Below are 20,355 nucleotides of genomic sequence, written 5' to 3'. Positions count from 1 at the left end.
CTGCCCCATACAATCTTGCTGGATCCGTTTATGAACCAGGGCGCCAATAGATACTGATGTTGCCATCGGTACCTTGCTTGTAGACCGTATAGGGCAGGACCACTGTATCAACAATGCCCGAGACCGTTATATCCAATAGAACGAATGGCATCAGCACGCCAGTGAGGTCCGGCGCGGCGTGCAGCAGGCAGAAATCAAAGGCAACACCGCTGTAGACACGGGGAATCGACTGACAGTAGGTTTTTTGCTTCCTGAGTTCACGTGCCGCCGCCGCATCTTCGCGCAACAGCGTATTGGCCGTTCCGCAGCCGCTCAACACAAGGATTCCAATGCTTAGCGCGGCAGTCATTTTTAGCGTCATGGCGAGCCCTCTGAATGGCCGGCAACGCTAACATCGGCCCTATTGGCAACCCAGACCCCACTCACCGCCGCGCCATGTAAGAAGATTCCGAAATGGCAAAAGCTGGCTGAATCGTTAAACTCGCGCACTTTTGTGCGCCATGGATGCTGGTTTACTCATGAAAGTTGTTGTACCCACTCGATTTGCGATGCTGCTTCCCGGACTGCTTGGCCTGTACAGCAGCGCCCAGGCCGATGAAGCGCCACTGGTCCTGGACCCCAGCGTGGTCACCGGCTCGCGCAGCGCCAGCCCGTCGTTTGACCTGCCCTATTCAGTGGACAGCATCAGCCGTGAGCAGATCAGCGACGGCCAACTGGGCATCAACGCCTCGGAAGCCCTGTCTCGCGTGCCCGGCCTGGTGGTGCAAAATCGTCAGAACTATGCCCAGGACTTGCAGATTTCTTCCCGCGGCTTCGGTGCCCGCTCAGCGTTTGGCGTACGCGGCATCAAACTGATCGCTGACGGCATCCCCGCCAGCACCCCGGATGGCCAGGGCCAGGCCGCCACGTTCAACCTCGACACCGCCGAGCGCATTGAAGTCCTGCGCGGCCCGGCCGCCACGCTTTACGGCAGCAACGCAGGCGGTGTGATCCAGATGTTTTCCCGCAACGGCGAAGGCCCGCCGCGCATCGGCGCCGAAACCCTGGTGGGCAGCGACGGCCTGAGCAAGAACCACCTGACCGCTGAAGGCGCAGCAGACGGCGCAGGCTTCGTGCTCGATGCTTCGCGCATGGACACCGACGGCTACCGCGATCACAGCAGCGCCCGCCGCGACCAGACCTTCGCCAAGCTGAATTTCGAGCCGGATGACGACAGCAAACTGGCGCTGATCTACAGCAGCCTCGAGCAGAACGGAACACAGGATCCGCTGGGGCAGACCTGGGACGCGTACAAAGCCGACCCACGCTCAGTGAGCAGCGCTGCGGAGTTGTACAACACCCGCAAAAGCATCGACCACCAGCAAGTGGGGATGAACTACGAGCGGTATTTTGGCGATGCAACCTTGCAGGTGAATGCCTACACCGGACGCCGCAGCGTGATTCAGTACCTGTCGATTCCCAAAGGCACACCCGCAAACGAACGCGGCGGCGGCGTGGTGCAGTTCGACCGCAAGTTCTACGGTGGCTCCGTGCGCTGGATGCAGCCGATCGACAGCGTGCCGGGTGAACTGATGATCATCACCGGCGTGGATTTCGACCAGAGCGAAGACAGCCGCCACGGCTATCAGAATTACAGCGGCAACACCCTGGGCGTAAAAGGCCAGCTACGCCGGGATGAAATCGATACGGCCCGCAGCCTCGATCCGTACATCCAGGCCAACTGGGCCATCGACCGCTGGACCCTGCAAGCCGGGGTGCGCCACAGCACCATGGAACTGGACGTCGACGACCAGTTCCTGAGCAACGGCGACTCCAGCGGCAACAAGACTTACCAGAAGAACACCCCGTCCGTGAGCGTGATGTACGCCTTCACGCCCGAGCTGCACGGCTATGTCAGCGCCGGCAAGGGTTTCGAAACCCCCACCCAGGCGGAACTGGCGTATGCGCCGGGCAATATCGAAGGGTTCAACTTCGGCCTGAAGCCCTCCGAGAGCACGCAATATGAAGTGGGCCTGAAAGCACAGCTGAATGACACACGGGTCAACGCCGCCGTCTTCCAGATCACCACCGAGGATGAGTTGGTGGTGGACCAGTCCATCGGCGGCCGTACCAGCTACCAGAACGCCGGCCGCACCCTGCGCCGGGGCTTCGAGTTGGGCATCGAAAGCCAGCTCAGCGAGCAGTGGAGCACCAACATCGCCTACACCCGGCTGCAAGCCACCTACGACAGCGACTTCGTCGGCGGCGGCAAACCCGTGGACAAAGGCAACTACCTCCCCGGGGTGCCGCAAACCACGCTATTCGCCGAACTGAACTGGAAACCCCGGGACTGGGTCAGCACCGCCCTGGAAGGCATGTACCGCAGCAAGGTCTACGTCGAAGACACCAACCAGCAACACGCGGCGCCGGGCTACAGCGTATTCAACTGGCGCGCGCGCTTTGAGCAGAAGGTGGAACACTGGACGTTTCACCAAACCCTGCGCCTGGATAACCTGCTGGATCGCCAATACGTAGGGTCGGTGATTGTCGGGGACGGCAACGGCCGCTATTACGAAGCAGCGCCAGGACGCTCGTGGTACGCAGGCGCCGGTACCGAGTACACCTTTTAGCAACTGACACCGGACCTGTGGCGAGGGAGCTTGCTCCCGTTGGGCCGCGCAGCGGCCCTAAACCCCTAACCCACTTCTTTCGGCAACCGCTGATCAATCACCCGATACAACGCACTGCTCTCAGGCCAGTTGCGCATAAACCGCGCCCGATCCCTGGCATAGGCCGGAGCAAAGCTGCTCAAGGAGCCATGCTGACACATCGAATCCAGATCGATCAGCGCCCAGCGATCCTCGTGCCAGAACAGGTTATGGCCCTTGAAGTCCCCATGACTGATGCGCTCGCGGATCAGCTCTGCGAACAGGTAATCAAGGGCAACCAACTCAGCCTCAGGCGCCTCGCCACTATCAACATACGGCGCAAACCGCTCAATGATGTCTGGTCCGGGCAGATACTCGGTCACCAGGTAAGCCCGGCTGCGCAGCCACAGGAAACGCTTTTCCAGCAACGCCAGCGGCTTGGGCGTGGCGATACCGAGGAACGCCAGGCGATTGCCCTCGCGCCACGAATGCCAGGCCCGGCTCGGGCGCCAGAAGCGCTTGAGCCAATGGGCAAAACCCTTGATGTTGTAGCGTTTGATCACCAACGGCCGACCGGCCACCTCGACCTTGGCGACACTGGCCGCACCGCCGGTTTTATACAGGTGGCCCTGGTCAAGCAGCGCATCGGCCTGCTCCAGCACCGGCAGCATCGCCGCCTCTTCCTCACGCCGAATCGCGCGCAGGGCAAACGGCCCGCGCATCACGCTGAACAGCGTGCACTCACGGCCCACCTTGCCCAGGAAATCCTTCAAGCGCCAGACGCTGACCTTGCGCACCTGCTTCTGCAACGCTTCCAGCGGCAACGCGTGTTCGCCATTGCTCAGCAGGTAGTGCACCAGCAACTCTTCGGTAAACGGCTCGAGGTTTTTCGGCAATTGCGCGAAAAACACCCCGAGGTTTTCCAGCACCCGGCTGCGGGACAGCGGCTTGCCCGCCTCTTCGACGCGGATCCCGGCACCGTCGATCAAATACAGTTTGCCGTCCTGGCGCAGCAGGTTGTCCAGGTGCAGGTCTTCCTGCCACAGGCCCTTGGCGTGCATTTGTGCAATCGCGCCCAACGCCTCGGCCAGCACTGCCTGTTGCTCGTCGGCCAATGGCGGCAAACTTTCAACGGCGTGCCAGGCATCAGCCAGGCTGTCGGCGCCTTCCAGAAACTCAAACAGCAGCCAACCGCCCTCGCCCTCTTGCAGGCCATCGGCCAACAACAGCGGCGTGGTCAGGCCTCGTTCGGCCAGCAGCCGCACACCCTTGAGTTCGCGCTGAAAATGCCGCGCCGCCTTGCTGCCCACCAGCAGCTTGGCCAGCACCGGGCGCCCACGCCACACCGCTGCGCCGACATAGCGCTGGCCCGGCAATACCCGCAACAGGCTGAGCAGTTGCAACTGGCCAGGACCGGCAGCATCAGCCAGTTCGATGCTTAGAGGCAGACTGGGCGCGCGGCCGGCACTTTTCAGTTCGGACAAACGCATCAGCGGTTCTCCTTGTGACTGCGCCGGGCCGCCAGCCGTTGGTGCCACGTTGCGACCAACGCACTGTCCTCAGGCTGATCCAGATACGCCGCCAATAGCTGGCGAACCTGATCGTCGGACCACTGCGGCGCACGGCGCAACAGTGGCTCCAGGTCCTTGACCCGGTCACGCCAGCCGAACAACAACGGGCGGGTTTTCTCCAGGTCGATCAACTGCGCCGCATAACCGTCGCCGGCGGCCTGCAGGAAAATATGCTTGGGATAAAAACAGCCATGTACCTGGCCCACGCTGTGCAGCCGGCGCGCCAACTGACCGCAGGCCAACAGGATCGCGCGCTGTTGCGCGCCGCTCAATTCAGCCCATTGCTCCAGCAATGAATCCAGGTCATTCCAGCCATCCAGCGCCCGGGTCAGCAACATCGCCCGATGTTCGCCCGCCACTTTGCGCTCACCGAAAAACGCCGCCTGCAACGCCGGAATACCCAGCTTTTGATAGCGGCTGATATTACGAAACTCACGGGCAAAACTCGGCTCGCCAAACGGCCGGTGCAAGGTGCGCGTCAAGTAGTTGCTCTGGCGCTTGAGGTAATAACCCTGGCCTTCGAGTTCGAGGCGAAACACGCTGCTCCAACCGCCGCGGCTGGTATTGGGCTCGTCCACGGCATCCAGTTGCTTGGCCCACAGCGCGTCAAAAGTGCCGAGGCCGTTGCGCTCAAGCAATGCTCGGTCTTCGGCCGCCAGGAAATCGCTCATTCTCGCCCCTCGAAAAACTTCACCACGTGGCGAATTCGCTGTTTATCCGACGCACTCAAGTGCTTGCGCTGACGGTATTGCATGTAGAAGCGCAGGCGCTGGGTGGCCGACAAGTGATACTTGGCGACCTTGTCCAGGCAAGCCAGGTCCTTGGTGATGCGGTATTTGAGCCAGAACCCGCGCCAGAAATCGCCGTTGGGGCAATCGATCAGGTACAGGGTTTGCTGGTCGTCGACCAACAGGTTGCGCCACTTCAAATCGTTGTGGGTAAACCGGTTGTCATGCATGGTCCGCGTGTATTCAGCGAGCTGGCGACTGATGTTATTGACCCACACCGGGTCAGACAGTCGCGGGTCTTTGCGCTCGGCCAATGCCGACAGGTCTTCGGTCTTCGGCAGTTCGCGGGTGATCATCGCGCCACGGTGATAAGCCAGGCCTTTACGCTCCAGGCCCCAGGCAATCACGTCGGCGGTAGGAATGCCCCACTTGGCGAAACGCTTGAGGTTCTGCCATTCGGACTTGACCCGTGGCTTGCCCAGGTAGCGGCGCAAACCCTTGCCCGCGCCGACGTAGCGCTTGACGTAATAGTTGACCCCGCCGCGCTCCACGCGAATCACTTCGGACAACGGATCGCGGGTCAGGCGCTCCCCTTGCAAGGCGAACACCGCCTCCAGGCTACCAAAGTCATCCGCCAGGGCGGCGTAAGCAGGTTCCAGGTTCCAACCCGCCATCAGAGCGCATCCCCGTATCGTTGCTTGCGTGCGTAAAGCTTGGCGGCCATGCGTTCCAGCGCCGCCAGCAGCGCGCTTTGCTCGCTCAGGATCTGGCGCAAAGGCTGCTGGAAGTAGGCCTTGAGAAACCGCAATTTGTCGCGCCGGGTCAAACCAATCTCCAGGGCGGAGTAATAAAGCCCCGCCAGGTCCTTGTCACGCCAGCGCCGTGGAATCTTCGAACGCACCTGGGCACGGTGCAGGTCGATCACCGAGAGCTTGATGTTGTGCACGGTAACCGGTTGGTCGGTGTGCAACAGGAAGTGGCACAGGTAGCAATCACGATGGTTCACGCCCCCCCGGTGCATCGTGCCCAGCGTGCGCGCAAGCTCAACGGTCAAGGCATGACGAATCGCCGGCACAGGCGGCTGCTTGACCCAGTCCATGGTCAGGTCTTCAAGGCTGACGATAGGCGCCAGCTCTTCAGTGACGATGAACGAGTGCTGATCGGCCGGGTTGCTGCCCTTTTCACCAAAGGCCACGCCGGTCATGGTGGGCACGCCGAGTTCCTGCAGACGCTGGATCGCGTCCCACTCCTGGCCTGCGCCCAAGACAGGCAACTTGGCCGTGATCAGGTTCTTGAGGATTTCACCCCAGCCAATTCCCCGGTGGATCTTTACAAAATAATGGCGGCCTTCCACTTCCGTACGCAGGGTACGGCGCGCGGCCAGCTCACGAAACACCTGGCCGTCCAGCTTCTCGACTTCGGCGAACGCATCGCATCCGGCCCACAGGGTCTTGAACGGTTCGGCAAGAATCAACTTCATCGGTTTGGCTCCGCCAGAATCAGGTCCGCAGCGTACTGCGGCATGCTATAGAGGTCGGCCGTCTCAGCGAAGGCCAGACCATTGCGGCTCCAGGCCGCGCGCGCTTCTTGGTCGTCGAGCATATCCACCAGGTACTGATTGAGCTGGGCCTGCTCGAACGGCTCGTCCAACACCCGGCCACTTTGGGCCTCGTCGATGTAAAACGCGTAGCCGCACACCTTGCTCACCAGCACCGGAAGGCCGGCGACTACCGCTTCGATCAGCACATTGCCGGCCGCCTCGTTGTAGGCCGGGTGAATCAACAAGTCGGCCCCCAGCAGGAAACGCGGGATATCGCTGCGGCCCTGGAAGAACTGCACCTGATCGCCCAGGCCCAGCGCGGCACTCTGCAACTGGAATACTTTGGGGTCGTCCTGGCCGATTACAAATAGCCGGGTACGCTTCTTCAAGTTCGATGGCAGTGCGGCAACGGCCTTCAAGCTGCGATCAACGCCCTTGGTCTTGAAGCCCGAGCCGATCTGCACCAGCAGCAAATCATCGTCCGCCAGGCCGAATTCGCGACGAAATTCGGCACGGATCTCGGCAGCGTTGGGCGGCGCGCGGCGGTCGCGGGCAATGCCCGGCGGCAGCAGATGAAAGCGCTCAGGCTCGGTGCCGTAATACCGGGTGAACAACGGCTGCTGTTGCCGGGAGATCGTCAGGATCTTGGTCTTGGTGCCCTTGTCGAACACCGCGCGCTCGTACTCGGCAAAGTGCCGGTAACGACCGAACCAGCGGTACATCGGGTTGCGCAGGTTTTGTGCCTTGTCTTCGAACACACCGTCGGCGGCAAAGTACACATCCAGCCCCGGCATCTTGTTGAAGCCCACCACACGGTCAACCGGGCGCTTGGCCAGGTCGGCCTGGATCCAGGCGTAGAGTTTTTCGTTGCGCCGATGATTGAACAGCGCCTTGACCGGCGCCACCAACACTTCAAAGCCCGGTGGAACATCGCCTTCCCAGATCAGCGTGTAGACGCGAATTTGATGGCCGCGCTGCTGGCACTCCAGGGCAATACGCATGAAGTCGCGCTGCAGGCCACCAAAGGGGAAATATTTGTAGAGGACAAAAGCCAGTTGCATCAGTGTTCCTCAGCCAATAACAACGTGCTTAATCGCGTTGCGACACGCTCAGGGTTCAGGCGAGTGAAGCACAGTGGCCACTCGCGCTTGATATCAAACCGGCGCTGGTCTTCGGCGGTCGGTTGATAGGTGCATTTCTTCTGCAGGCACGGCGCACACGGGAAGTCGCTGGCCAGGTGGATCTGCGCCTTGCCGTAGGCGCCGGTCAGGCCGGGATTGGTCGGGCCGAACAGGGAAATCGTCGGCACATCCAGCGCGGCGGCGAGGTGGCCGAGGCCGGTGTCTACCGCGACACACGCCTTGGCACCTGCCAGCACACGGGCCACGCCCGCCAGGTTCAGCCTGGGCAGCACTTCGGCGTTTTTCAGGCCTTTGGCCAACCGTTCGGCACGGGCTTTTTCGACGGCATTGCCCCACGGCAATTTCACGTCCACGCCAAAACGGTCCATGCGCTCGGCCAGATCGCGCCAGTAGGCTTCCGGCCAGTGCTTGGTGTCCCACGTGGTGCCGTGCAGCAGCAGTACAAACGGTTTTTTCGGCGGCAGGCCCAGCAGTTTTTCGACGCTGAGGCCGTAGTCGCCCAGGCCTTTTGGCAGGTCATAACCGAGGGCCACGGCAAACAGTTGGCGCAAGCGCTCCACCGCATGCTGCCCACGGGCCACGGCCAATCGCCGGGAATAGAAATGCGCCGCCAACGGTTCACGCGCCGACTGCTTGTCGAAGCCGGCCACCGGAGCACGCACGTAGCGGGTCAGCCAGGCACTTTTCAGCAAGCCCTGGGCGTCGATCACCAAGTCATATTTGGTCGACTGTACACTCTTTTTGAAGCGCCGCCATTCGCCACTCTTGAAGGTCTGCCAGAGGTTCTTGCGCCAGCGGCGGATCGCCACCGGAATCACCTTGTCCACCGCCGGGTGCCAGGTGGGAATCTCGGCAAAGCCTTCTTCCACCACCCAGTCAAACCGGATGCCGGGGATCGCTCGCGCCGCGTCGGTCAACGCCGGCAAGGCATGAATTACATCGCCCAGGGATGAGGTCTTGATTACCAGAACCCGCAACTTAACGGACCTCGACCACGGAGCCCTGCAACCGCTGCAAGGCGTCGCTGACGGGTTGCGGCAGCAACTGGCGCAGGCAGTTGTAGTGGCCGAAACGGCAGGTGCGATCGAAACACGGGCTGCAATCCAGGCCCAGGCGCACCACTTCGACCTGGTCGGCCAACGGCGGGGTAAACCCTGGCGACGTCGAGCCGTACACCGCCACCAGCGGGCGATTCAGCGCGGCCGCCACGTGCATCAGGCCGGAGTCGTTGGACACCACCGAGTCAGCGCAGGACAGCAGGTCGATGGCCTCGGCCAGGGACGTGTCGCCACTGAGGTTGACCGCCTCTTCACGCAGGCCCGGGATCAGGCGCTGGCGAATATCCTCGCCCACCGAATGATCGTTTTTCGAGCCAAACAACCAGACTTGCCAGCCTTCGCGAATCTTCATCTCCGCGACTTTGGCGTAATGCTCCGACGGCCAGCGCTTGGACTCGCCAAACTCGGCACCAGGGCACAGCGCCAGCACCGGACGGTCCAGCTCCAGGCCGAACTTGGCCAGGGCGGCGTCGCGGGTAACCGGGTCGATTTGCAGGCTCGGGCGCGGATAAGGCGTAGGCAGTTCGGCACCCGGCGCGTAGGCCAGGGCCATGAAGCGCTCGATCATCAGCGGGTAGCGGGCCTTGTCGAGCTTGCGCACGTCATTGAGCAGGCCATAGCGAAACTCGCCACGCCAGCCGGTGCGCTTGGGAATGCCGGCGAAGAACGGCACGAGTGCCGACTTCATCGAGTTGGGCAACAGGATCGCCTGATCGTACTGGCCGGCCAGGGACTTGCCGATACGTCGACGGGTCGCCAGTTCCAGCGCGCCGTGGCCGAGCGGGAAGCTCAAGGCCTGACGCACTTCGGGCATGCGCTCAAGAATCGGCCGGCTCCACTCGGGGGCGAGCACGTCGATTTGGCAATCGGGATGGCGCTGTTTGAGGCACTGGAACAGTGTCTGCGCCATCACCATGTCACCGACCCAACTGGGCCCAACGATCAGAATATTCATGTAGTTTCCACAAACGATACGGGGAGGCTCATGCCTCCCCGCCTTATTTATAGTGCTTCAGCTTAACCCCAGTTCATGCCAGATACGCTGCACCTGGCGCCGTTCGTCAGCGAACTGGTCCCCGGCCACCGTACCGGCCTCGTTCTGCAAGGCCTGGCGGTGTGCGGCGGAACGGTAGGCTTTATACACCTCGCGCAGCAAATGGGCATCGGCGGCGGGCATCAGCCCGACCTGCTCCAGCCCTTCCAGAATGCGGATATTGTCGGTGTAGCGCAGCAACGATGGATGTTGCGCAGACCACGCCAAAGCCGCGTATTGCACCATAAATTCAATATCGACGATACCTCCGGCGTCCTGCTTGAGGTCGAAGGCCACCGTGGGTTCGAAGGCATTCGCCGCCGTTCCCGCCGCCGTGGACTTGGTGCCGAGGTTGTCGCGCATCTTCGCGCGCATCTCGCTGACCTCCTGGCGCAGCTTGTCCAGATCCTGCGCGCGGCCCAACACCTGCGCCCGTACTTGCTCGAAAGCACGGCCGACATCCTGGCTGCCCACCAGCACCCGCGCACGCACCAGCGCCTGGTGTTCCCAGGTCCAGGCTTCGTTTTCCTGATAACGCGCAAACGCGCCCAGGGAACTCACCAGCAAACCGGACGCGCCCGAGGGCCGCAGGCGCATGTCCACTTCATACAACTGCCCGGAGTTGGTCTGGGTGGTCAGCAGGTGAATGATCCGCTGGCCCAACCGGGTAAAGAACTGCGCGCCGTCGATTGGCTTGACGCCGTCGGTCTCGGCTTGCGGGTCGCCGTCGTGGATGAACACCAGGTCCAAGTCTGAACCATGCCCCAACTCGATGCCGCCGACTTTCCCATAACCGACAATGATGAAGCCGGGATCGCACAAGGTGCCGTCCACACGCTGCGGCGAACCATGCCGGGCGACCGTCTGGCGCCAGGCCAGGGCCAGCACTTGTTCGAGGATGGCTTCGGCGAGCCAGGTCAGGTAGTCGCTGACTTTCATCAGCGGCAGGCTGCCGGCGATTTCCGAGGCGGCCACCCGCAGGCGGTGAGCCAGCTTGAAGTGACGCAGGGCTTCCATCTGTTGCTCAAGGTCATCCTCGGGGATGCGTGTCAGGCGTTCGCGCAACTCCGCCGCCAGTTCTGGCGCCAATGGCGGCTTGAACAGGCGACCTTCGTTGAGCAATTCGTCCAGCAACAGCGGGAAGCGGGTGATCTGCTCGGCAATCCACGGGCTGGCGGCGCACAAGGTCAAAAGCCGGCGCAAAGCGTCGGGGTTTTCCGTCAGCAGCACCAGATACGCGGAACGTCGGGCGACGGCCTCCACCAGCGGCAATACGCGTTCAAGTACCAGGTCCGGGTTGGCGTGCTCGACGGCCTGGGCCAGCAGGCGCGGGATAAACGCATCCAGACGCTCGCGGCCCAGGCGCTGCATGGCGCGCAATTGCGGGCTGCTGCGCAGGCCAGCCAGGGTTTTCAAGGCTTTGGGCGCGTCGGTAAAGCCGCCTTCCTGCAACTGCCGGCAAGCGGCCTCTTCGTCCTGGGACTCTTCCCACAGCGGCAACCACTCACCGCCCACCACCAGCTCGCTTTCTTCGCCCTCTTCTTCATCCGGGTCGGCGATCACCTGGCGGAAGTGCCAGTCCACCCGGCCACGCCAGTACATCAGGCGCTCATGGAACGCGGTCCAGTCCGGGAAGCCCATCATGAAGGCAATCCGCGCCTGGTCTTCGGTGCCGTCCGGGAGCATCTGGGTCTGGCGATCGGCAATCGCCTGGATCGCGTGCTCGGTGTAGCGCAGGAATTCGTAGCCATCGCGCAGCTCGGCGATCACCGCCGGCGGCAGGTAGCCCTGGCCTTCCAGCGTGCCCAGCACTTTTAGCAGCGGGCGCTGTTGCAGGCTCAGGTCGCGGCCACCGTGAATCAGCTGGAACGCCTGGGCGATAAATTCGACTTCACGGATGCCGCCCGAGCCCAGCTTGATGTTCTCGGCCATGCCCTTGCGCCGCACTTCCTGCTGGATCAGCTGCTTCATGGTGCGCAGCGCTTCAATGGCGGAGAAGTCCAGGTAACGCCGGTAGACAAACGGTCGCAGCATGTCGAGCAATTGCGCGCCGGCTACCTGATCACCGGCCACCACCCGCGCCTTGATCATCGCGTAGCGCTCCCAGTCGCGGCCCTGGTCCTGGTAGTACTGCTCCAGCGCGTTGAAGCTGAGCACCAGCGCCCCGGCGGAGCCGTAGGGCCGCAGGCGCATGTCGACGCGGAATACAAAGCCGTCGACGGTCATCGGGTCCAGGGCCTTGATCAGTTTTTGACCAAGGCGGATGAAGAACTCCTGGTTATCCAGCGAGCGCTTGACGCCCACCGTGTCGCCGCCTTCGGGGTAGGCGAAGATCAGGTCAATGTCGGACGACAGGTTCAACTCCACGGCGCCGAGCTTGCCCATGCCGAGGATGACCATGTGCTGCGGCTCACCGCTGCGACGGCCGGTGGGCGTGCCGAACAGGACGCAGTGGCGCTGGTACAACCACTGGTAAGCCTGGTCGATGCTGGCGTCGGCCATGTCCGAGAGGTCACGGCAGGTTTGCACCAGGTCCGCCTGTCGGGTCAGGTCGCGCCAGATAATCCGCACTTGCTGGCGGGTGCGCTGACGGCGCAGCACGCGGCCCAGCTCGTCTTCTGTTTCAGCTTGTTGCACTGCAGCCGCAATCTGGCCGCACAGCTCGCCGGGGGCAAACATGCGGTCCAGTTCGCCCCAGGCCACCAGTTCGAGCAACATCAAAGGGTCACGAACACTCTGTTCAATGACGAAATCACTGGCGGCGCACACACGGGCAAAGTCAGCCCAACGTTGCGGCGTCCACTCAGAAAGGCCATTATCGCCGTCCAATCCGGCCACGGCGTCACGAAATGACTGCTCGGCCCGCTTGGCAAATGGAAGCAGGATGGCCGGCAATTCGGCCTGCACGGGAAGGCTCATGGTCTATCCTTGATCGGCGCGTAAATGGCTCGTTGCTGTGAACGCAAGAACCACGCTCGGTGAAGGACTGTCGAACAAAGGTTATAAATAGCTGAAATTAAATTTAATTTGGCAGGCAACATCAAGATTTCACCTTTTCTTGTTCGCAAATGACCAACAATAACGATTATGCTCGCCAGCTAGACCGAGCAATCCGCTCAGTCTTGTGTAGTTTTACTACTCGTATATACATTCGAAAGGCTGAAATGGCCGACGATTTGTAGTAAAACTACAGGACGCCGAAGCAACCTTCGGCCATCCAAGAATTTATGTCGTCTGCCCACAAGGCCAGTCGCAAACTTCAGGCAACCGATTCTGGTAGCCTTTCCGCCCTGGAGCAAGCCATGCAAGACCTCGATCCCGTCGAAACCCAGGAATGGCTGGACGCCCTGGAATCGGTTCTCGACAAAGAAGGCGAAGACCGTGCTCACTACCTGATGACCCGTATGGGCGAACTCGCGACCCGCAGCGGCTCGCAACTGCCCTACGCCATCACCACGCCATACCGCAACACCATCCCAGTTACCCACGAAGCACGCATGCCTGGCGACCTGTTCATGGAACGCCGCATTCGCTCGCTGGTACGCTGGAACGCCATGGCGATGGTAATGCGCACGAACTTGAAAGATTCTGACCTGGGCGGTCACATCTCCAGCTTCGCTTCCAGCGCAACCCTGTATGACATCGGCTTCAACTACTTCTTCCAGGCCCCGACCGACGAACACGGCGGCGACCTGATCTACTTCCAGGGCCACACCTCGCCAGGCGTCTACGCCCGCGCGTTCATGGAAGGCCGCATCACCGAAGAACAAATGAACAACTTCCGCCAGGAAGTCGACGGCCAGGGCCTCTCGTCCTATCCGCACCCTTGGCTGATGCCTGATTTCTGGCAGTTCCCGACGGTATCCATGGGCCTTGGCCCGATCCAGGCGATCTACCAGGCACGCTTCATGAAGTACCTGGAAGCCCGCGGCTTCATCCCTGAAGGCAAGCAGAAAGTCTGGTGCTTCCTGGGCGACGGCGAGTGTGACGAGCCAGAATCCCTGGGCGCCATCTCCCTGGCTGGCCGCGAGAAGCTGGACAACCTGATCTTCGTCATCAACTGCAACCTGCAGCGCCTCGACGGCCCGGTTCGCGGCAACGGCAAGATCATCCAGGAACTCGAAGGTGTGTTCCGTGGTGCTCAGTGGAACGTGACCAAAGTCATCTGGGGCCGTTTCTGGGACCCACTGCTGGCCAAAGACGTCGACGGTATCCTGCAACGTCGCATGGACGAAGTCATCGACGGCGAGTACCAGAACTACAAAGCCAAAGACGGCGCGTTCGTGCGTGAACACTTCTTCAACACGCCTGAACTCAAGGCAATGGTTGCAGACCTGTCCGACGACGAGATCTGGAAACTCAACCGTGGCGGCCACGACCCGTACAAGGTCTACGCGGCGTACCACGAAGCGGTCAACCACAAAGAACAACCGACCGTCATCCTGGCCAAGACCATCAAGGGTTATGGCACCGGTGCCGGCGAAGCGAAAAACACTGCGCACAACACCAAGAAAGTCGACGTCGACAGCCTGAAGTTGTTCCGCGACCGCTTCGACATCCCGGTCAAGGACGAAGAGCTGGAGAACCTGCCGTTCTTCAAGCCGGAGCCAAACAGCGCCGAAGCCCGCTACCTCAGCGAGCGTCGCACTGCACTGGGCGGTTTCGTACCGCAGCGCCGCGCCAAGTCTTTCGACATCCCTACACCGCCACTGGATACCCTCAAGGCTATCCTGGACGGCTCGGGCGACCGTGAAATCTCCACCACCATGGCCTTCGTGCGGATCCTCGCGCAGCTGGTCAAGGACAAGGAAATCGGTTCGCGTATCGTGCCGATCATCCCGGACGAAGCCCGTACCTTCGGTATGGAAGGCATGTTCCGTCAGTTGGGCATCTACTCCTCCGTCGGCCAGCTCTACGAGCCAGTCGATAAAGACCAAGTGATGTTCTACAAGGAAGACAAGAAGGGCCAGATCCTCGAAGAAGGCATCAACGAAGCGGGCGCCATGAGCTCCTTCATCGCTGCCGGTACTTCGTACTCCAGCCACAACCAGCCGATGCTGCCGTTCTACATCTTCTACTCGATGTTCGGTTTCCAGCGTATTGGCGACCTGGCTTGGGCGGCAGGCGACAGCCGTACCCGTGGCTTCCTGATCGGCGGTACTGCCGGCCGGACCACGCTGAACGGTGAAGGCCTGCAACACGAAGACGGCCACAGCCACATCCTGGCGGGGACCATCCCGAACTGCCGCACCTTTGATCCAACCTACGGCTATGAGCTGGCGGTGATCATCCAGGACGGCATGAAGAAGATGACCGAAGAGCAGCAGGACGTTTTCTACTACATCACCGTGATGAACGAGTCCTACCAGCAGCCAGCCATGCCGGCCGGTGTCGAGGAAGGCATCATCAAGGGCATGTACCTGCTCGAAGAAGACACCAAGGAAGCCGCTCACCACGTGCAACTGATGGGCTCCGGCACCATCCTGCGCGAAGTGCGTGAAGCTGCGAAGATCCTGCGTGAAGAGTTCAACGTCGGCGCTGACGTATGGAGCGTTACCAGCTTCAACGAACTGCGCCGCGACGGCCTGGCCGTAGAGCGCAGCAACCGTCTGCACCCGGGCCAGAAGCCTGCGCGCACCTACGTTGAAGAGTGCCTGGCTGGCCGTAAAGGTCCGGTGATCGCCTCTACCGACTACATGAAACTGTTTGCTGAACAAATTCGTCAGTGGGTACCGTCCAAGGAATTCAAAGTCCTGGGCACCGACGGTTTCGGCCGTAGTGACAGCCGCAAGAAGCTGCGTCACTTCTTCGAAGTCGACCGTCATTTCGTGGTGTTGGCAGCCCTGGAAGCCTTGGCTGACCGTGGTGAAATCGAACCCAAGGTGGTAGCAGACGCTATCGTCAAGTTCGGGATCAACCCGGAAAAACGCAACCCACTGGACTGCTGAGGAGACTTTCTGTGAGCGAACTCATTCGCGTACCTGACATCGGCAGCGGTGAAGGTGAAGTAATTGAACTGTTTGTGAAGGTCGGCGACACCGTCGAAGCCGACCAGAGCATCCTGACCCTGGAATCGGACAAGGCGAGCATGGAAATCCCTGCTCCCAAGGCCGGCGTGGTCAAAAGCCTGAAAGTGAAGCTGGGCGACCGCCTGAAAGAAGGCGACGAACTGCTTGAGCTGGAAATCGAAGGCGCCGCTGATGCGGCCCCTGCGGCGGCCGCTCCTGCTGCTGCCCCGGCTGCCGCTGAAAAGCCTGCCGCTGCTGCCGAGGCCCCAGCGGCCCCGGCTGCTGCACCTGCTCCTGCTGCCGCCGCTACCGTCCAGGACATTCATGTTCCGGACATCGGTTCGTCGGGCAAGGCCAAGATCATCGAGCTGCTGGTTAAAGTCGGCGACACCGTCGAAGCCGACCAGTCGCTGATCACCCTGGAGTCCGACAAGGCCTCCATGGAAATCCCTTCGCCGGCTGCCGGTGTGGTGGAAAGCATTGCCGTGAAGCTGGAAGACGAAGTCGGTACTGGTGACTTCATCCTCAAGCTGAAAGTGGCGGGCGCTGCTGCGCCTGCTGCTGCCGCTCCGGCCGCCGCTGCTCCGGCTGCCAAGGCTGAAGCCGCACCGGCTGCCGCCGCCCCTGCGCCTGCTGCAAAAGCCGAGGCTGCTCCAGCCCCGGCGGCTGCACCTGCGCCAAGCGGTGCCAAGGTTCATGCCGGCCCTGCCGTGCGCCAACTGGCCCGTGAATTCGGCGTCGAGCTGAGCGCGGTCACTGCCAGCGGTCCTCACGGTCGCGTGCTGAAGGAAGACGTGCAGGTTTACGTCAAATCCATGATGCAGAAGGCCAAGGAAGCTCCGGCTGCCGGCGCTGCTACCGGTGGCTCGGGCATTCCGCCGATCCGCACCGTCGACTTCAGCCGCTTCGGCGAAATCGAAGAAGTGCCGATGACCCGCCTGATGCAAATCGGTGCGGCCGGCCTGCACGCCAGCTGGCTGAACATCCCGCACGTGACTCAGTTCGACCAGGCCGACATTACCGACCTGGAAGCTTTCCGCGTTGCGCAGAAAGCCGTCGCCGAGAAGGCTGGCGTGAAACTGACCGTGCTGCCACTGCTGCTCAAGGCTTGCGCACATCTGCTCAAGGAACTGCCAGACTTCAACAGCTCGCTGGCGCCTAGCGGCAAGGCGATCATTCGCAAGAAGTACGTGCACATCGGCTTTGCCGTCGACACGCCGGATGGCCTGCTGGTACCGGTCATCAAGAACGTCGACCAGAAGAGCCTGCTGCAGCTTGCCGCTGAGGCTGCCGCACTGGCTGCCAAGGCCCGCGACAAGAAGCTCACCCCGGACGACATGCAAGGCGCTTGCTTCACCATCTCCAGCCTCGGGCACATTGGTGGTACTGGCTTCACGCCAATCGTCAACGCGCCGGAAGTGGCGATCCTCGGTGTTTCCAAGGCCACCATCCAGCCTGTATGGGACGGTAAAGCGTTCCAGCCGAAGCTGATGCTGCCACTGTCGCTGTCCTACGATCACCGTGTGATCAACGGCGCCGCGGCTGCACGCTTCACTCAGCGCCTGAGCCAGTTGCTGAACGACATCCGCACCATCCTGCTTTAAGCCTCAACAGGTCTTCTGCCCGTGCAGAAGACCTGGCTTCACCGATTTCCGAGCGCCACGCTCGTACCTCAACCCCGCCAACTGGCGGGGCTTTTTTTGCCTGCTTTTCGCACAAAAGTTGGACACGAAATTTTAGGTTGTACACCGCCCATCACCCCGGTTGCAGAAAACCGCTCGCTGGCCGATAACACACTTATAGCACTTAGCCTTCATCCTCTCTTGTCAGCCCGTGCTGCATGATGCAACCTTGCCGCAGGCAACAGTAAAGAGGGCGTGAGCCCGGCGCGATGCGCATTTTTCCAAGCGAGTTTCCCCATGAAAAGCCAACCCGATGTCGCCCGTACGGCGGCCGAGGTAGTGACGCAATTACCGGTGCCTTCGCGCCTCGGTATGCTGCGTTTCGAGCGGCTTAATGAGGCAAGCTGGGCCCTGCTGTACCTCGACCCCAATTGCGAACGCCAGTTCGGCCTGCCCGCGGTGGAACTGTGCGCCCTGATCGGCTCGCCGTACGCCAGCCTGATGGAGCCCCAGGCACGCTATCAGCTGCATGATGCGATTCAGGAACAGCTGACCGTCAGCCCGCATTACCTGGTGCGCTACACCTTGCACACCAATGACGGCCCGCTGAGCCTGCTGGAACTGGGCGAGGCCTACAAACAACACAACCGCCACCTGCTGCGCGGCTACCTGATGGTGGTCGACGGCCTGTTCAGCGATATCCCGGTGGCCCCGGCGGCAGATCTGGAAAGCCAGAACAGCCGCCTGCAGATCGCCCTGGAACTCAACCAGCGCGCCCAGCAGGAACAACTGCAACACCTTGAGCGGGTGCGCGCCCAGCAGGAGCTGATCCTGCTGCTGGCCCGCCAGCGCTACAGCACCAACAATTCGCTGCAAGAAGCCGCCGAACTGATTACCCGCAGTGCCTGCGATATCTACCAGATTGACTGCGCCAGCATCTGGAACCTCGAAAACCAGCACCTGGTGCCGATTTCCGCCTACCACCGCGACGATCAGCAACACCACTTACCCGAGACTATCGACGCCAGCGGCTTCCCGGATTACCTGGAAGCCCTGCAAACCAGCCGCGCCATCGACGCCACCAACGCCATGCGTGACCCGCGCACCCGGGAGATGGCCGAGAGCCTGCGCCCCCGGGACATCCACGCCATGCTCGATGCGAGCATTCGCGTCGATGGCAACGTGGTCGGCGTATTGTGCCTGGAGCAAAGCGGCAGCACCCGCGCCTGGCAGTCCGATGAAATCGCGTTTGCCGGCGAGTTGGCCGACCAGTTCGCCCAGGTCATCAACAACCACAACCGCCGCACTGCCACCAGCGCCCTGCACTTGTTCCAGCGGGCCGTGGAGCAAAGCGCCAACGCGTTCCTGCTGGTCAATTGCGACGGTGTGGTGGAGTACGTCAACCCCAGCTTTACCGCGATCACCCAGTACAGCACCGAAGAAGTCCACGGCCACCTGCTGTCGGAACTGCCGGCGCTGGAGAACCTGAGTGAGCTGCTGTTCGATGCGCCTTCAAGCCTGGCCAAGAGCAACAGCTGGCAAGGTGAATTCAAGAGCCGGCGCAAAAACCTGGAACCCTACTGGGGCCAGCTCTCGATCTCCAAGGTCTATGGCGACAACCGTGAGCTGACGCATTACATCGGCATCTACGAAGACATCACCCAGACCAAGCTGGCCCAGCAACGCATCGAACGCCTGGCCTACACCGACAACCTGACCAACCTGGGCAACCGGCCTGCATTCATCCGCAACCTGGACGAACGTTTTGCCCGGGACAGCGACAGCCCCATCAGCCTGCTGCTGGTAGACATCGACAACTTCAAGCGGATCAATGACAGCCTTGGCCACCAGACCGGTGACAAACTGCTGATCAGCCTGGCCCGGCGCCTGCGCAACAGCCTGAGCGCCAGCGGCAGCCTGGCGCGGTTTGCCAGTAACGAATTTGCCGTGCTGCTGGACGATACGGACCTTGAGAGTGGCCAGCAGGTCGCCAGCCAGTTGCTGGCCACCCTCGACAAGCCCATGTTCGTCGACAACCAGTTGATCAGTGTCACCGGCTCCGTGGGCCTGGCCTGCGCGCCCCTGCATGGCCGCGACCCGCAAACCCTGATGCGTAACGCAGGCCTGGCGCTGCACAAGGCCAAGGCCAACGGCAAACACCAGGTTCAGGTGTTTACCGAAGCACTGAACGCCGAAGCCAGCTACAAGCTGTTCGTGGAAAACAACCTGCGTCGCGCCCTGACCCAGAACGAGCTGGACGTGTTCTACCAGCCCAAGCTGTGCCTGCGCAGCGGCCGCCTGCTGGGCATGGAAGCGCTGTTGCGCTGGAACCACCCGGAAAAAGGCATGATCCGCCCTGATCAATTCATCAGCGTGGCTGAAGAGACCGGATTGATCATCCCCATCGGCAAATGGATCGCCCGCCAGGCCTGCCGCATGAGCCGGCAACTGACCTCCGCCGGCATGGGCAACTTGCAGGTGGCGATCAACCTGTCGCCCAAGCAGTTTTCCGACCCGGACCTGGTGGCCTCGATTGCCGCGATCCTCAAGGAAGAACAGTTACCGGCCAACCTGCTGGAGCTGGAGCTGACCGAAGGCCTGCTGCTGGAAGCCACCGAAGACACACGCCTGCAACTGGACCAACTGAAGAGCTTTGGCTTGACCCTGGCCATGGATGACTTCGGCACCGGTTACTCGTCGCTGAGCTACCTGAAGAAATTCCCGATCGACATCATCAAGATTGATCGCAGCTTCATTCATGAAATCCCGGACAACCAGGACGACATGGAAATCACCTCGGCGGTGATCGCCATGGCCCACAACCTCAAGCTCAAGGTCGTGGCCGAAGGCATCGAGACCGCCGAACAGCTGGCGTTCCTGCGCCGCCACCGTTGCGACGTCGGCCAGGGCTACCTGTTCGACCGGCCAATCCCGGGGTCAGAGTTGTTGAAGATGCTTAAACGCTATCCTCGCGGGCCAATCGCCTGACAGCGCTGTAACACTCGGGCACACTGGCAGTCTGAATT

13 protein-coding genes are annotated in these 20,355 nt (G+C 61.6%); 4 read left to right on the top strand and 9 right to left on the bottom strand.

Features of this window, described 5'->3' with window-relative positions; translation table 11 throughout:
- Positions 1 to 28: 28 nt before the first annotated feature.
- Complete coding sequence (locus tag MUM_RS0109415; RefSeq protein ID WP_010169294.1) at positions 29 to 361, bottom strand: YceK/YidQ family lipoprotein; 333 nt, start codon at positions 359 to 361, stop codon at positions 29 to 31.
- 157 nt (positions 362 to 518) lie between these two features.
- On the opposite strand from MUM_RS0109415, the gene MUM_RS0109410 reads away from it, so the two are divergent.
- Positions 519 to 2,609, top strand: a complete 2,091-nt coding sequence (locus tag MUM_RS0109410) for a TonB-dependent receptor (protein WP_029615821.1) — start codon at positions 519 to 521, stop codon at positions 2,607 to 2,609.
- Positions 2,610 to 2,674: 65 nt separating this feature from the next.
- Here MUM_RS0109410 and MUM_RS0109405 read toward each other — a convergent pair whose 3' ends face one another.
- Genes MUM_RS0109405 through glnE form a run of 8 tightly spaced genes read right to left on the bottom strand, consistent with a single transcriptional unit; the run spans position 2,675 to position 12,618 of the window.
- A complete protein-coding gene (locus MUM_RS0109405) occupies positions 2,675 to 4,117 on the bottom strand; it encodes a lipopolysaccharide kinase InaA family protein (protein ID WP_010169289.1) in 1,443 nt (480 codons plus the stop codon).
- A complete protein-coding gene (locus tag MUM_RS0109400) occupies positions 4,117 to 4,869 on the bottom strand; it encodes a lipopolysaccharide kinase InaA family protein (RefSeq protein ID WP_010169287.1) in 753 nt (250 codons plus the stop codon). The genes MUM_RS0109405 and MUM_RS0109400 overlap by 1 nt, the downstream gene beginning before the upstream one ends.
- Positions 4,866 to 5,600: a lipopolysaccharide kinase InaA family protein gene (locus MUM_RS0109395; protein WP_010169285.1), complete on the bottom strand. Its 735-nt coding sequence runs from the start codon at positions 5,598 to 5,600 to the stop codon at positions 4,866 to 4,868. The genes MUM_RS0109400 and MUM_RS0109395 overlap by 4 nt, the downstream gene beginning before the upstream one ends.
- On the bottom strand, positions 5,600 to 6,406 hold the full coding sequence (gene rfaP, locus MUM_RS0109390) for a lipopolysaccharide core heptose(I) kinase RfaP (RefSeq protein ID WP_010169283.1): 807 nt from the start codon (positions 6,404 to 6,406) through the stop codon (positions 5,600 to 5,602). The genes MUM_RS0109395 and rfaP overlap by 1 nt, the downstream gene beginning before the upstream one ends.
- Positions 6,403 to 7,527 carry a glycosyltransferase family 4 protein gene (locus MUM_RS0109385; protein ID WP_010169281.1) on the bottom strand — a complete coding sequence of 375 codons (1,125 nt, stop codon included), beginning with the start codon at positions 7,525 to 7,527 and terminating at the stop codon, positions 6,403 to 6,405. The genes rfaP and MUM_RS0109385 overlap by 4 nt, the downstream gene beginning before the upstream one ends.
- A complete protein-coding gene (gene waaC / locus MUM_RS0109380; RefSeq protein ID WP_010169280.1) occupies positions 7,527 to 8,585 on the bottom strand; it encodes a lipopolysaccharide heptosyltransferase I in 1,059 nt (352 codons plus the stop codon). The genes MUM_RS0109385 and waaC overlap by 1 nt, the downstream gene beginning before the upstream one ends.
- Position 8,586: 1 nt before the next feature.
- Positions 8,587 to 9,621: a lipopolysaccharide heptosyltransferase II gene (waaF, locus tag MUM_RS0109375; RefSeq protein ID WP_010169279.1), complete on the bottom strand. Its 1,035-nt coding sequence runs from the start codon at positions 9,619 to 9,621 to the stop codon at positions 8,587 to 8,589.
- A 57-nt stretch (positions 9,622 to 9,678) separates the two neighbouring features.
- Positions 9,679 to 12,618: a bifunctional [glutamate--ammonia ligase]-adenylyl-L-tyrosine phosphorylase/[glutamate--ammonia-ligase] adenylyltransferase gene (glnE, locus tag MUM_RS0109370; RefSeq protein WP_010169278.1), complete on the bottom strand. Its 2,940-nt coding sequence runs from the start codon at positions 12,616 to 12,618 to the stop codon at positions 9,679 to 9,681.
- A gap of 383 nt (positions 12,619 to 13,001) precedes the next feature.
- On the opposite strand from glnE, the gene aceE reads away from it, so the two are divergent.
- The 3 genes from aceE to MUM_RS0109355 all read left to right on the top strand — a co-directional run bounded on the left by aceE (position 13,002) and on the right by MUM_RS0109355 (position 20,317).
- Positions 13,002 to 15,647 (top strand): pyruvate dehydrogenase (acetyl-transferring), homodimeric type, encoded by a 2,646-nt coding sequence (gene aceE / locus MUM_RS0109365; protein ID WP_010169277.1) that lies wholly within the window; start codon positions 13,002 to 13,004, stop codon positions 15,645 to 15,647.
- A gap of 11 nt (positions 15,648 to 15,658) precedes the next feature.
- Positions 15,659 to 17,311, top strand: coding sequence for a dihydrolipoyllysine-residue acetyltransferase (gene aceF, locus MUM_RS0109360; RefSeq protein WP_010169276.1), 1,653 nt, complete (start codon positions 15,659 to 15,661; stop codon positions 17,309 to 17,311).
- Positions 17,312 to 17,626: 315 nt separating this feature from the next.
- Positions 17,627 to 20,317: a putative bifunctional diguanylate cyclase/phosphodiesterase gene (locus MUM_RS0109355; protein WP_010169275.1), complete on the top strand. Its 2,691-nt coding sequence runs from the start codon at positions 17,627 to 17,629 to the stop codon at positions 20,315 to 20,317.
- Positions 20,318 to 20,355 lie beyond the last annotated feature (38 nt).

It is taken from the genome of Pseudomonas sp. PAMC 25886, from assembly GCF_000242655.1.
GTDB lineage: Bacteria > Pseudomonadota > Gammaproteobacteria > Pseudomonadales > Pseudomonadaceae > Aquipseudomonas.
The sequence above is the reverse complement of the archived record's forward strand: the minus strand, read 5'-3'. Positions and strand labels throughout refer to the sequence as shown.